Annotated in this window: 13 protein-coding genes; 3 read left to right on the top strand and 10 right to left on the bottom strand. The window is 44.9% G+C overall.

From position 1 onward, the window contains the following. Positions 1-67: 67 nt before the first annotated feature. Positions 68-928 (top strand): acyl-CoA thioesterase II, encoded by an 861-nt coding sequence (gene tesB, locus BCU12_RS21305; RefSeq protein ID WP_102406519.1) that lies wholly within the window; start codon positions 68-70, stop codon positions 926-928. A 34-nt stretch (positions 929-962) separates the two neighbouring features. Here the strand turns inward: tesB and BCU12_RS21300 are convergent, their stop codons facing one another. Together BCU12_RS21300 and BCU12_RS21295 are read right to left on the bottom strand one after the other, a co-directional pair. Next, positions 963-1,682, bottom strand: a complete 720-nt coding sequence (locus BCU12_RS21300) for a transporter substrate-binding domain-containing protein (RefSeq protein WP_102406517.1) — start codon at positions 1,680-1,682, stop codon at positions 963-965. 43 nt (positions 1,683-1,725) lie between these two features. Continuing rightward, complete coding sequence (locus BCU12_RS21295; RefSeq protein ID WP_102406515.1) at positions 1,726-2,184, bottom strand: Lrp/AsnC family transcriptional regulator; 459 nt, start codon at positions 2,182-2,184, stop codon at positions 1,726-1,728. Between the two features lie 124 nt (positions 2,185-2,308). On the opposite strand from BCU12_RS21295, the gene BCU12_RS21290 reads away from it, so the two are divergent. Continuing rightward, entirely contained in the window at positions 2,309-3,376 is a 1,068-nt protein-coding gene (locus BCU12_RS21290) for a PLP-dependent cysteine synthase family protein (protein WP_102406513.1), read from the top strand. A gap of 128 nt (positions 3,377-3,504) precedes the next feature. Here the strand turns inward: BCU12_RS21290 and recR are convergent, their stop codons facing one another. From recR to BCU12_RS21255, 6 genes are all read right to left on the bottom strand, one after another. Then, the gene (gene recR / locus BCU12_RS21285) at positions 3,505-4,104 is read right to left on the bottom strand and encodes a recombination mediator RecR (RefSeq protein ID WP_102406511.1); all 600 of its coding nucleotides are present in this window, start codon (positions 4,102-4,104) and stop codon (positions 3,505-3,507) included. Positions 4,105-4,142: 38 nt separating this feature from the next. Continuing rightward, entirely contained in the window at positions 4,143-4,472 is a 330-nt protein-coding gene (locus BCU12_RS21280; RefSeq protein ID WP_102406508.1) for a YbaB/EbfC family nucleoid-associated protein, read from the bottom strand. Positions 4,473-4,607: 135 nt separating this feature from the next. Further along, positions 4,608-7,007 (bottom strand): DNA polymerase III subunit gamma/tau, encoded by a 2,400-nt coding sequence (dnaX, locus tag BCU12_RS21275; protein ID WP_102406506.1) that lies wholly within the window; start codon positions 7,005-7,007, stop codon positions 4,608-4,610. A 36-nt stretch (positions 7,008-7,043) separates the two neighbouring features. Then, positions 7,044-7,589 (bottom strand): adenine phosphoribosyltransferase, encoded by a 546-nt coding sequence (gene apt / locus BCU12_RS21270; RefSeq protein WP_102406504.1) that lies wholly within the window; start codon positions 7,587-7,589, stop codon positions 7,044-7,046. A gap of 139 nt (positions 7,590-7,728) precedes the next feature. Beyond that, complete coding sequence (locus BCU12_RS21265) at positions 7,729-8,121, bottom strand: YbaN family protein (RefSeq protein ID WP_277871296.1); 393 nt, start codon at positions 8,119-8,121, stop codon at positions 7,729-7,731. 433 nt (positions 8,122-8,554) lie between these two features. Continuing rightward, positions 8,555-9,658: a response regulator gene (locus BCU12_RS21255; protein WP_102406498.1), complete on the bottom strand. Its 1,104-nt coding sequence runs from the start codon at positions 9,656-9,658 to the stop codon at positions 8,555-8,557. 247 nt (positions 9,659-9,905) lie between these two features. Here BCU12_RS21255 and BCU12_RS21250 point away from each other — a divergent pair, with 247 nt between their 5' ends. Further along, the gene (locus BCU12_RS21250) at positions 9,906-10,784 is read left to right on the top strand and encodes a LysR family transcriptional regulator (RefSeq protein WP_102406496.1); all 879 of its coding nucleotides are present in this window, start codon (positions 9,906-9,908) and stop codon (positions 10,782-10,784) included. Positions 10,785-10,900: 116 nt separating this feature from the next. On the opposite strand, the gene BCU12_RS21245 is transcribed toward BCU12_RS21250, so the two are convergent. After that, complete coding sequence (locus BCU12_RS21245; protein WP_102406521.1) at positions 10,901-11,449, bottom strand: NAD(P)H nitroreductase; 549 nt, start codon at positions 11,447-11,449, stop codon at positions 10,901-10,903. Between the two features lie 203 nt (positions 11,450-11,652). Then, positions 11,653-13,040 (bottom strand): 3-hydroxyacyl-CoA dehydrogenase NAD-binding domain-containing protein (locus BCU12_RS21240; RefSeq protein WP_241909890.1); only part of this gene is annotated, 1,388 nt, incomplete at its 5' end.

The following is a 13,040-nucleotide window of genomic DNA, read 5'->3' as shown; positions in this document are numbered from 1 at the left end:
GACTCTGTTAGTATTTCGACACTTCAAACTAATATTTAGACTAGAAAAAGTATAAGGTCAAAGAGAAATGAGTAACGCTTTAAAAGAGCTGCTGAGCTTACTACAGCTAGAAAAACTCGAAGAAGGACTCTTCCGCGGCCAAAGTGAAAACCTTGGGTTACCGCAAGTCTATGGGGGGCAAGTGATTGGCCAAGCCCTTTCAGCCTCTCGTTACACGGTAGAATCAGACAGAACCGTCCACTCCTTTCATAGCTACTTTCTCTACCCGGGTGACCCAGAAAAACCAATCATCTACGATGTCGAGAATCTGCGCGATGGAAAGAGTTTCAGCACAAGGCGAGTCAAAGCCATTCAAAACGGCCGCCCTATTTTCTATCTGACGGCTTCCTATCATGGCGATTCTCCCGGCTTTGAACACCAAAATACTATGCCTGATGTACCAGGGCCTGAAAACTTTGCCTCTGAGTCAGAGCTTGCGGCGAAAGTCGCTCATATGCTTCCTGAAAAATTGAAAAAGATCTTCTGTGGCGACAAAGCGATTGAGATGCGGCCAGTAAAAGTGGTGAACCCGCTTAAACCACACAAAGAAGAGCCTAAGCAATATTTATGGATAAGAACTAACGGTGAAATGCCAGATAGCCAATTGATTCATCAATACTTACTTGGGTATGCCTCTGACTGGGGGTTCTTGGTCACTGCACTTCATCCGCACGAAGTGTCGCTCATGACACCGAACTTCCAAGTGGCAACGATTGATCACTCAATTTGGTTCCACCGACCGTTCAAAATGGATGAATGGCTGCTCTATGTTATCGATAGTCCAACGGCGAGTAATACTCGTGGGCTCGTGAGAGGAGAAATATACAATCGTGAAGGACATCTAGTCGCGAGCGCCATGCAAGAAGGTGTCATGCGCTTTACTAAATAGCCATCAACCAAAGCATAGATTCAATAAAAGCGTGTTACAGCTTACTCCCCTCTTCTAAGTAACACGCTTCAAGTTGACGGTTAAATCGAGTGACTAACTCTGGTCGTTCTTGTAAATTTCGCTTAGTGAAATACAAATAAAGAGGTTTATTTTTAACAATAAAAGAGTCAATATCTTGCTCCATTCCCATTTCTTCTAGTAGTTGCTCTGTCACTAAATTGTTAGCAATAAATATATCAATCCTCTTCTTTTGCAGCAGTAAGACTAGTTGCTTCGTCGTATTCGGGCGGTTAAATATCGGGTAATCATTATCTTCTAACCAGCGGGACATATTTGAGCCAATGAAGGCACCAATTCTAGCTCCTGATTTTAGGTCATCAACATTCTGAGGGTTCGACTTTAACCAATACCACTTCCATTTTTGTTCAGCTATCACTGCAGATTTTTCCCCGTAGCTATCGCGATAACTGTTTTCCGATCCCGCAAAAAAGCCATCAACTTCAGCGCTCTCAGCTAATCGCTGTGCTCTTGCCCAAGGGACAACCAACACCGTTAGTTCTTGATCCATTTTTTCAAATGCGCATCGAACTCTATCCACCGCAAAACCACGAAAATTATCATTCGCTACCAACTCAACGGGAGCGTCAATAGGGTAGCTACCGTAGGGTGAAAGGTTATGTGTAGCCAACACTACAGGCTTACAGTACGCAGTTAGAGAAAAAAAGGTAATAGTGAACAAGGCAAAATAGCGCATAGTAAAATCAGCTAAAAAATGATGGGTAGATTAACTATAGCGGTTAAATCGGTAGCGCCGTTGTATACTTTAAAGGCTCCATTGCAAAAGTTGACGTCACATTGGAAATGCCATCAACACTGTTCACGAGTTTTTTGTAGAACTCATCGAAACACTTCATATCTTTAACCAGCACTTTAAGCATGTAATCGTACTCTCCGGCCATGCGATAGAATTCCATTACTTCTGGGAAATCACTCGCTGTTTCAACGAAGTGGCTATACCACTCATGAGAGTGGTCGCTGGTTTTAATCATCACAAACGCAGTAAAAGATAACCCCAAGCTTTCAGGGTTCAGTATTGCTACTCGCTTCTCAATCACTCCCGCATCTTCGAGCTTCTTCAACCTCTTCCAACAAGGCGTTGAGGTTAGGTTCACTGACTCTGCCAAATCATTCAGTGAAATCGTGCTGTCTATCTGCAGTTGCCTTAACAGTCGTTTATCAATTTCATCAATCTTCATTTTATATAAACCATCCAAAAGAGAAAATTATTCTATTATTATTGTGATTTGAAGATAAATTAGCAAAGTTTTTCTCTCGATATATAGTTAAATTATCAACATAATAATTTTAAGGAGAAACCTTATGTGCACTGACCATGATTGGATTAACAACGCGATTCGTAAGATTGAAGCCGATTTCCACCGCTCTGCAGATACCCACCTCATCAAGCTTGAACTCCCAAGTATCGAGGGTATCGATGTTTATCTTAAAGACGAAAGTACGCACCCAACAGGTTCTCTAAAACACCGTTTGGCACGTTCACTGTTTCTCTATGCGTTATGTAACGGAAAAGTAGGCCCAACGACGACAATCATTGAATCGTCTTCAGGCAGCACTGCGGTTTCTGAGGCCTATTTTGCTCGCTTACTGGGTTTGCCATTTATTGCGGTTATGCCTAAAAGCACAGCAGCCAAAAAAATTGAGCAGATAGAGCTTTATGGCGGTCAAGCGCACCTTGTTGATCGTTCTGATCAAATCTATGCAGAATCATACCGTTTAGCCGATGAGCTTGGCGGCCACTATATGGATCAATTTACCTACGCTGAGCGCGCGACCGACTGGCGTGGTAACAACAACATCGCGAACTCTATCTTTAGTCAGATGGAGTTAGAAGATCACCCTGTTCCTTCTTGGGTTGTAATGAGCCCTGGTACTGGGGGTACATCAGCCACAATTGGTCGTTTCATTCGTTACCAGCAACACAACACTAAGCTACTGGTCGTTGACCCTGAGAACTCAGTATTTCATGACTATTTCAAAACGGGTGATGCCAACCTAACGGGTGACTGCGGAAGCAAGATTGAAGGCATTGGTCGTCCAAGAGTCGAGCCGAGTTTCATTCCTGGCGTGGTCGATGAGATGCGTACCATTCCTGATGCGGCAAGTGTGGCGACGGTGCATTGGCTTGAAAAAATCATTGGCCGTAAGGCGGGAGCGTCGACAGGTACAAATCTATATGGGGTTCTGCAACTGGCGAGTGAAATGAAACGTCGCGGCGAAACGGGCTCTATCGTGACCTTGCTGTGCGACAGTGGCGAACGTTATCTAGACAGCTACTACAATGCAGGGTGGGTCAACGAAAATATTGGCGATTTGACTCCTTATCTCGACAAGCTAGATACCTTCTCTGAAACAGGTCACATCGAGTAATTTAAGCCAGATTAGCGTTCTAAACCCTCGAACGGACAGACCTAAAAGCCGCTATCTATAGCGGCTTTTAGGTAGCAGAAAAAAGGCCGCTAAGCTTGAACACTTGCGGCCTTTTGAAATCTGTTCAGTTACAGCTTGTGACGCCCTAACAATGAATGAGACAAGGTTGTACCATCCACTAATTCAAGCTCTCCACCAACAGGTACACCGTGAGCAATACGACTCGCTGCCACCTCATGTTCACGACAAAGATCCGCAATATACTGCGCTGTTGCCTCACCCTCAACCGTTGGGTTCGTCGCCAGTATGACTTCTGTTACGTCCTTTCGACGAAGACGGTAATCGAGGACATCGAGGCCAATGTCGCTTGGGCCAATGCCATCGAGTGGAGACAAGTGCCCCATCAAGACAAAGTATCGACCTGAGAACTGCCCAGTAGCTTCAACCGCGGCTATATCAGCAGGACTTTCAACCACACATAGCTGACCATTTTCTTGACGCTTAGGATTACAACAAATATGACAAACTTCTTCTTCAGTGAAGGTTCGACATTCTGTGCAATGACCTATTTCAGTCATTGCCTGACTCAGTGATTCGGCAAGCTGTAAGCCGCCCTTTCTATCGCGCTGCAACAAATGAAAGGCCATACGCTGCGCCGACTTGGGGCCAACCCCAGGTAGACAACGTAAGGCCTCCATCAAATGCTCCAGCATATGACTGGTACGCATCTATAATTCGCTTTACTTAGTAATGATAAGCTTGCGCTTTAAAATGGCATTTTCATGCCTGGTGGTAGTTGCATACCGCCAGTGATACCTGCCATTTTTTCTTTTTGAGTCTCTTCAACACGACGAGCTGCATCGTTAAATGCGGCTGCGATTAGGTCTTCAAGCATCTCTTTGTCGTCTTCCATTAGGCTCTCGTCAATTTCAACACGACGAGTGCTGTGGCTACCCGTGATGGTGACTTTAACAAGACCAGCACCAGCTTCGCCAGTCACTTCCATATTTGCAATTTCTTCTTGAAGCTTTTGCATGCGCTCTTGCATTTGCTGGGCTTGCTTCATCATGTTGCCCATACCGCCTTTACCAAACATTTGCGTCTCTCTGGTTATTGGGTGTTTCGTTATTGATGGGGTTAACGTTAAATAAATTCAACCCCTTGAATTCTAAATTAACCGGATAACTGTACTGTTGGGGTTACGTCATTTTTCTCCCCGACATTTATCTTGTTAAATTGGTCGAACACTTTCTCTGTCAAGGTTTGCAGCAAATCGAGCTTCAATAAACTGAACGTGCTTGTCCGACTCTAAACTGTCGAAGGCTTGCTGCAATTTAGCTTGATAGAGCTTCTCTCGTAACTCTAGTGGGGTTTCACCACTTTCACCAATCTCAACGTGGAGCTCATACGGATGGCCCATAGCCTGACCTAACGCTTGTTGTAGCTCGTGGCACGCTCTTTCTGTATTCAGATGAGCCTGCGACCCGCGAAGCGTGAGATTCACTGTATTGCCTTCCTGACGATACGAAGAGTTCAACGCTAACTGCTCAACCAGCTTAGCCGTGTCGAGTTTTTCAATAAGCGCAGCCCACTCATCTTGCTCAATAGATTCATTAAGCAAACGCTCCACCATCTCAGAGGTTTTTACGTGCTCCAATGCCGCCTTAATTTGAGAGGGTGTTAAGCCGTTGCTCTTTTTCGGTGCTGCTGGTTTAGACGCTTTCCACTGATAAGGTTCATCTGGATTTTCAAATACCTGAGTACCATTTTCAATCAATTGAGCATGAGAACTGAGCGACACCGGCGCTGTACCAGAGTGTTTTTTAGCCACACGGTCTAGGACAGATTCTTTTTTAGCGGATGTCGCTTTAGGCTTTTTTGGACGAGAATCCAAGCCTTGTTGGTCATTGTACGGGCTTTCTTGCTGAACATTGGATTGTGAATTTGATTCTACAGCCTGGCTATTCTGAGCAGGCGGCATAGTTCGCTGCGTCACTTGCGACGCTGCTTGAGGCGCAGTGTCACGATTCGTTTTCAGCCCCTGACGCTGTGAACGCAATTGATGGCGCAAACCGCTTAATGACGGTGTTGGCTTAGCCGGTTGCGATTCAGCGATTGGATTTGGTGCTTGTTCAGGAGCAGCTTGAGAGCGAGCATTATTCAAATGCTCCTGAGGAATATAGGGCGCTTCTTCCATCGGCATTTCGTCATGCCCCATGGACTCATATTGGCCATACTGAGCAGTGCTCATTCCATCATTGGCCATAGCACCCGATTGTACAGGTACAGGCGGAGCGATACTGGATTCGTTATTCAGCGGCCTAGGGGAAGGTGTCTGTTGTTGAGAAGCGACGCCCTGATTGTGCACCGAAGGCTGATATTGAGTTGTTGTCTTTGGCGCTTCAGCTGAATTGGCAACAGGGCTTGGTGTTACCGGTTCCGCTATTCGATCATTGCCTGAGTCAGGAGTGCTTGTCTGAGGCACCACTTTCTCAATCACTTTTTTCTCAATCACTTCTGTCGAGATACTATTGGCGCTGTTCACCACAGTAGGTCGAAATGCCAACATACGCAGGACAATCATCTCTAAGCCCATTCGTGCACTGGGTGCTTGAGCGAGATCCTCTCGGCCTTTTAATACAATTTGATAGTAAAGCTGAATATCCTGAGGCGATAGCGCTTGTGAAAGAAGCTCTATTTTTTCCGCATCTGGCTGCTCTTTATCCAATGTCGCAGGAAGCGCTTGGTACATAGCCATTCGGTGCAGTTGCGTGGCTAACTGCTGCAATAAACCATCCCACTCAACGCCATTTGAGGCGAGCTGCTCGATGCAATCCATCGCGATTTTTGGCTGTTTATGACTGATTGCTTCAAGCAGATGAATGGCGTAGTCAGTATCTAAGGTGCCCAGCATATGAGCAACGAGAGACGCTTCAACACTGCCGTTGCCTAACGCAATCGCCTGATCTGTAAGACTGAGCGCGTCACGCATACTGCCATCAGCAGCGTGTGAAATCATACCTAAGGCACGCGCGTCTGAAGTGACTTGTTCGCGCTCTAGAATATGGTCGAGTTGCTGATGAATTGTATCAACGCTGATTGGCTTTAAATGAAATTGCAAACAACGCGACAAGATGGTCACGGGCAGTTTCTGTGGATCCGTCGTTGCTAAAATGAACTTCACATACTCAGGCGGCTCTTCAAGCGTTTTCAGTAACGCGTTGAAGCTGTGACGCGACAGCATATGGACTTCATCAATTAAGTAAATCTTGAAGCGACCACGCGCGGGTTTGTATTGTACGTTGTCGAGTAGTTCTCGAGTATCTTCAACCTTAGTACGAGAAGCGGCGTCAATCTCTAGAAGATCAACGAATCGACCTTCATCGATCTCTTTACAGGTCGCGCATTCACCACAAGGCGTTGCCGTGATGCCTGTTTCGCAATTCAGCCCTTTCGCGAACAGTCGGCCAATCGTTGTTTTACCAACACCGCGTGTGCCACTGAGCAAGTAAGCGTGGTGCAAACGGTTTTGTGCCAACGCATTCTCTAATGCCGTTAATACATGGGATTGACCCACGACTTCATTAAACTTAGTCGGACGCCATTTTCGTGCTAAAGCAAGATAACTCATTCACTCTTCCAAATAACCAAACCAGGTTTAAACTAATTAGTGGCCGTCAAATTCACAAATGCTGTACACATCTAAATCAAGATCCGCTAGGCGCTTGTCACCGCCAATTTCTGGCAAGTTGATAACGAAAGCAGCATGTTCAACAACACCACCTAAACGGCGAATCAGAATGGTCGTTGCTTCAATGGTGCCGCCCGTTGCAAGCAAGTCATCAACCATCAGAACCTTATCACCTTCACTGATCGCATCAGTATGAATTTCTAGTGTGTCCGTGCCGTACTCTAACTCGTAAGATTGCCCAATCGTTGCTCGTGGCAGTTTTCCAGGCTTTCGCACGGGAATGAAGGCTACACCAAGCTCTAACGCAAGTGGCGCGCCAAATAAGAAACCACGCGCTTCCGTTCCGACAATCTTTGTGAAACCCATATCTTTGTATTTTTCGACAAGCAATTGGATCGTTGCACGGTAAGCCTGTGCATCTTCCATAAGGCTAGTTACATCGCGAAATAGAATGCCTTTCTTTGGGTAGTCAGGAATGCTTTTGATGCTCGATTTGATCAATGAAATAGTATCAGTAGTCATAATTCAATTTACTTTGGATTGGCTCTCACCCTCTACAAATAACAACAAAGGGCGCTCTAGCGTGGATTAAAATGCAACAAATGGCGTAACCAACTGCTGTAGAAAAAACAAATGCCCGCTCGTGGCAGGCTCTGTAATTTTAGTGGCTTTCTTTCTTGCCAGCAAGCGACTCTATCACAGGTAAACGGATAAACCACGCTAACAGAACAAACATCATTAGCAACAGCGCGGCATTTAACCAAACATGAGGAACGACCCAAATTGAGAAGGAAAAACTTAATACGATCATTATCGCACCCCGTTGTTTCACTTTTCGAGTGACACCGCGGTGTTTTTCCCAGTTAGCGATAACCGGGCCCAGTGACGGGTGTTGATGCAGCCATTGATGAAAGCGAGGGTTGCTTCGCATAAAACAGGCGCTAGCCAAAAGGACAAAAGGAGTGGTTGGAAGCAGTGGTAGCACAATGCCGATAATACCTAGAACTAAACTCAGTCCACCAACAATATTAAGGGCTAAACGTTGTATATTGATGGTGAACTCCGGTCATACGAATAGACGCGAGATGGTCGTCTATTTACAGCATTTCATATCCGTTCAAAACACGCAGCCATGTCACAATCGCTGGCGTGAGTGGGATAAGAAATACGGCAAGAAATCCTAAAAAGTAGAAGATATTATAAGGTTCTTTGAAGTTATTGTCTGTCATGTTTTGCTACTCAGTGTTGAAGATTGACCTTTTTACTCAACCTAGGCGTTACGATACGCACTTGTTAAATAGTTGAGTGATTGTTGTTGTGCGCGCACTATAGCCCATCACCACAACGACAAATACCAACAAACATCAGGGTTATTTGTTGGTATTTGATCGTTCTATCATTCTTCTTTTACTCACATTCAGTGAGTCACATTGAGTCGTCTTTCGCTAAACACTTTTCGATAGGTGCTTTTCGACAAGCACTTTCCGTTAGGCATTTGCTCCTTGGTATATATCTAGCGTAAAGCTGCTCACTCCAAGTTTACTGAGTGATAGCTGACAAGCACTGTTGATTGATAAGTCAGAGGTCATGAAGTTCTTATTGCAGTTATCACCAAGCTGAACGCCTCCCGCGATGTGCTGAGAAACGTAACCGTTTGACCATTGCCCTTCCAAGCCCGCAGGTAAGATAGTCACTGATCCTTCCGATAAGTCTGCAACACCGAATAACGCTTTCACTGAATTCGCACAGCTAGAACACTGGATGCCTTTTTCAATGATCTCGGATAAATCTTTAAGATCCGCGTTAAAGCACTTTAGGTTGCGCAAGTAATCATGGAACAAAGCCCGCACTAAAAGTGTCGTTGCTGCGCCATGCTCTTCACTTGACGATGCATCTACCAAATAAAAAACAAACTGACCATTCATTAGCCATGCATAATCAAAGACCAATGGCATGCCATCTGTTGATTGAAGTAAGCGGTAGTTACACTTCCAAATGCCTTGGGAGGTGTCTTTGTCTGGTAGCAAGGCGTGCAGGAGATCTCTCGCCGCACTTGGGTTGTCTTGTAGATACTCTAAATGCCAATGAAGCTCTTGCTCTTCAGGCATATCGCCGCCACCATCAACCTGAAACCACTGCGTTGAGAAATCTCTCATGTCTGACATATGGTCAGAACTGTCTTGCATTGTGCTTTCTATTGCACTTCCTAAGTGTTCAAAATTGGTCATCGGTTTTGGTAAGAAATCTTTGATGCCAAACTTAAGCGCTTTTGCCACGTCTGACATATCGTCTGTCGCTGACACCACAATAAGGGGCAGTGATGGATACTCTAGATTCACCTCTTCAGCGAACTCGATACCATTCAAGATTGGCATTGAAAGATCGCAGATGATTAAATCGGGTTGGTCTACTCGAATCTTCTTAAGCCCTTCTAGCCCATTTTCGGCCTCGACAATGTCATACCCCTGACTTTCAAGATACCCACCAGTAATACGACGAAAAATAGGATCGTCATCCACTAATAGAATAAGTTTCTTGCCGGGTGCCGGGTATGCCGAATGCACCGTAGCCGTATTCTGACTTTTGTACATAAGCTTTCGCCTCATATCTCCAAATTAACTCACGTCATCATCGCTATTGTTATTATTATAATCTATTCACATTGCTCTATAAAAAGTAGCTCTGAAAGCCAATTTATACAAATCTTCCACTTTTCAGCACGGTTGCATACTATATGTACGAATATCACATTTTGGAATACTTGTTGACGTGCCTCAAACTTTAGTGATTGATTAGCGTATAGATTATATTTAATTGCATAAATGTGTGGCTTAGATAATGAAATTAGACGACCTAAATCTCTTTAGACTTGTTGTTGAGAATGGAAGCTACACGGCAACTTCTCGTAAAACATTAGTGCCGGTTGCAACAATTACTCGACGAATACAAGCGTTAGAAGAATCACTTAATCTACGCTTATTAAATCGACATGCTCGTAAACTTTCTCTTACAGAAGCAGGCGAAAGATTTTTCCAAGAATGTGCGCCAATTCTAAAAAGATTGACGGAAAAAGCGGAAGAGCTCACTGACGAATGCAGAGGAGCAGCAGGAAAAATTCGGATCTCAGCGCCTTCTAACCTAACGAAGCGCATGATGATGCCGATATTCAATACATTCATGAAGCAATTCCCTGACATTAATATTGAGCTGACAACCAGCAACCACGCCGATGAACTAGACCCAATTGAATGGGACGTCATCTTCCGTGTTGGCCCGCAACGAGATTCTAGCCTGATCGCTCGAAAAATAAGTGAAGTGAAAGATATACTGGTTGCAAGCCCTGAGTATCTTGCGTCAGTCCCCGAGCCTAAGCACGCAGAAGAGCTGAGTGAGCACGCACTATTAAAAGGCAACCCATTAACGCGTTGGCAGTTAACCAATCGATCTGGTGAAATGGTTGTTAATAATGAAAAAGGACGATTTCATGGCAGCGATTTGAATATTGTTCGCAGTTCCTGCTCTGAAGGCCTTGGCATTACCCTGATGCCTAATGTCATGCTTAAAGAGTATATAGAGAGTGGTGAGCTAGTGAGAGTGTTACCCGATTGGAGTGCAAACCCAAGAGACATTTATATGCTCTATAACCATAAAGACCAACAACCAGAGAAAGTTCGTCTATTTATAGACTTTGTCACCGAATATACATTGCTCAAATAAAAGCGGCGGATTCTTAACTATAAGGTAACGCCTTTATAGAGACCTTCTGTAATGACAGTGGATACACAAAGGCGCGAGCCATTGACTCGTGCCTTTTCATTCACGCAGTAAGCTTGTTATAGAAACTCAACAAACTTAGATAGCTCTCTTTCAGGTACTTTCATCGGGGTACAACCCGGCGTACCCAAATACAAAAAGCCCACTATCTCGTCTTCTTCTCGAGCACCTAATGAAGCTTTCACATCAGGGTTGAACATCCATTTCCCTGAGCGCCAAAAACCTTGAAATCCTTGAGCAACGGCCGCCATTTGCATCGCCTGAACTGCGCAGCCCGCTGAGATCACTTGTTCTACAGCCGGTACTTTTTCATGCGGTGTAATGCGAGCAATAACCGTAATCACCATTGGCGCTCTAAATGGTGCCCCCTTAGCCTTTTCAATCGCAGCTTCTTCACTGCCTTCGCTTATCGCCGCTTGCTCTAGAATCGAGGACAACTTATTCAACCCTTCACCTTGTGCAATAACGAAATGCCACGGAGTCAGCGCTGCATGATCAGGGGCTCTTAAACCCGCTTTAATAATGTTTTCTAACGCACTTCCTTCTGGAGCAGGGTCTGATAACTTTGCAATCGAACGTCGGTTAAGCAATAAATCGAGAGCGTCCATGTGGTTTCCTTTCTCTTCATTTTCTTTTTGTATTGTTTTGATAATAACTCTCATCAAAAAAAAAGGCGAACGTTAAACGTCCACCTTCTTGCTGTGCTTTCTAATTCAAGCCATTGATGCCATTAGTCTTTACATGGCTTTTAGCTGTTTTCGTTTACTGAGCTCGCTGGCTAAAATGAGTAAAGCCTCATCTTGACCGCGCTTTACTCAGGATAAAACGGCTGATTGATCCCTGCGCGAGTCAATAGACCATCGCAAGGCGCAAATCGGTTGCCGTATTTCTCGGCATGTTGATTCAACATTTCAACCACTGTTTTCACGCCCAATTTATCGATATAGCGGAATGGGCCACCCAAGAATGGAGGGAAACCGATACCAAAAATCGCACCAATATCACCGTCTCTTGCACTGCGAATAATGCCTTCATCTAAACAACGTACCGCTTCATTCAGCATGAGCAGCGTACAACGAATGGCGATATCTTTCTCACTCTGGCGCACTTCTGGTGTCAATTTAAGAAGTTTGTACACTGACTTATCGACGTCTTTCTTCTTGCCTTTGTATGAGTAGAACCCTTTATTGGCCTTACGACCTTTTCTTCCATCATTCAGTAACGTATCAAACACATCGGGAGCTTGGAATCGCTCACCTAGCTCTTCAACCAGTATTGGCACGATTTTGGCGCCAATATCGATACCCACTTCATCAAGCAGTGTAATTGGCCCAACTGGGAATCCAAAATCAAGCAAGGCTTTATCAAGATGTTCAATAGGTTCGCCAGAGAGAAGAACTTCAGCGGCTTCATTCATGTAAGGCGCTAGAATTCTGTTTACGTAGAAGCCGGCACTGTCTTTCACCACAATAGGCGTTTTACCTTGCTTCTTCGCCAAAGCCACCACCGTTGAAATGGTCTCTTCACTGGTCGATTGATGAGGAATGATCTCAACTAAAGGCATTTTTTCTACAGGGCTAAAGTAATGCAAACCGATCACATTCTCAGGGCGCTGCGCTTTCTCGGCGATTTTCGAGATCGGCAGAGAAGAGGTATTAGTCGCGAAAATGGTGCTATCTTTCGCGTTACTCTCTACATCTGCAACCATTTGTTGTTTTAGCGACAAGTCTTCAAACACCGCTTCTATTACCACATCCATTTGATTGAAACGTTCAAAATCGATGCCGCCTGATAGGCTCATCATTTTCGACTGAAGTTGTGCTTTGGAAATGATGCGGCGTTTTCTTTGCTTCTCAAACAGTTTGTAATTGTATTGAAGTGCATTCAAAACACCGTCATTAGAGACATCTTTAACGCGTACCGGTAGCTTAGCTTTGCTCGTGGAAACATGAGCAATACCCGCGCCCATTAACCCACCGCCCAGTACGGCGACTTGATGCGTTTTCAGCGGCTCTGCCGAGCTGCCGTTTTCTTTTTTCATCTCAGTTGTCGCAAAGAAAATAGATCGCAGCGCTTTCGATTGCTCGGTCATCACTAGCTCGCCAAAGCGTTTGGCTTCAAGCTCATAGCCCTTTGTTAAACCTTTTTCTAGGCCGTGGCGAATCACTTCTAAAATCGCATCGGCTGCTGGGTAATTGC

Source organism: Vibrio sp. 10N.261.55.A7, from assembly GCF_002877365.1.
GTDB lineage: Bacteria > Pseudomonadota > Gammaproteobacteria > Enterobacterales > Vibrionaceae > Vibrio.
The sequence above is the reverse complement of the archived record's forward strand: the minus strand, read 5'-3'. Positions and strand labels throughout refer to the sequence as shown.

What these genes read in the sequence shown, in the direction of transcription:
- tesB (WP_102406519.1), top strand. Translation starts at nt 68, where the DNA reads ATGAGTAACGCTTTAAAAGAGCTGCTGAGCTTACTACAGCTAGAAAAA.
- BCU12_RS21300 (WP_102406517.1), bottom strand. Translation starts at nt 1,682, where the DNA reads ATGCGCTATTTTGCCTTGTTCACTATTACCTTTTTTTCTCTAACTGCG.
- BCU12_RS21295 (WP_102406515.1), bottom strand. Translation starts at nt 2,184, where the DNA reads ATGAAGATTGATGAAATTGATAAACGACTGTTAAGGCAACTGCAGATA.
- BCU12_RS21290 (WP_102406513.1), top strand. Translation starts at nt 2,309, where the DNA reads ATGTGCACTGACCATGATTGGATTAACAACGCGATTCGTAAGATTGAA.
- recR (WP_102406511.1), bottom strand. Translation starts at nt 4,104, where the DNA reads ATGCGTACCAGTCATATGCTGGAGCATTTGATGGAGGCCTTACGTTGT.
- BCU12_RS21280 (WP_102406508.1), bottom strand. Translation starts at nt 4,472, where the DNA reads ATGTTTGGTAAAGGCGGTATGGGCAACATGATGAAGCAAGCCCAGCAA.
- dnaX (WP_102406506.1), bottom strand. Translation starts at nt 7,007, where the DNA reads ATGAGTTATCTTGCTTTAGCACGAAAATGGCGTCCGACTAAGTTTAAT.
- apt (WP_102406504.1), bottom strand. Translation starts at nt 7,589, where the DNA reads ATGACTACTGATACTATTTCATTGATCAAATCGAGCATCAAAAGCATT.
- BCU12_RS21255 (WP_102406498.1), bottom strand. Translation starts at nt 9,658, where the DNA reads ATGTACAAAAGTCAGAATACGGCTACGGTGCATTCGGCATACCCGGCA.
- BCU12_RS21250 (WP_102406496.1), top strand. Translation starts at nt 9,906, where the DNA reads ATGAAATTAGACGACCTAAATCTCTTTAGACTTGTTGTTGAGAATGGA.
- BCU12_RS21245 (WP_102406521.1), bottom strand. Translation starts at nt 11,449, where the DNA reads ATGGACGCTCTCGATTTATTGCTTAACCGACGTTCGATTGCAAAGTTA.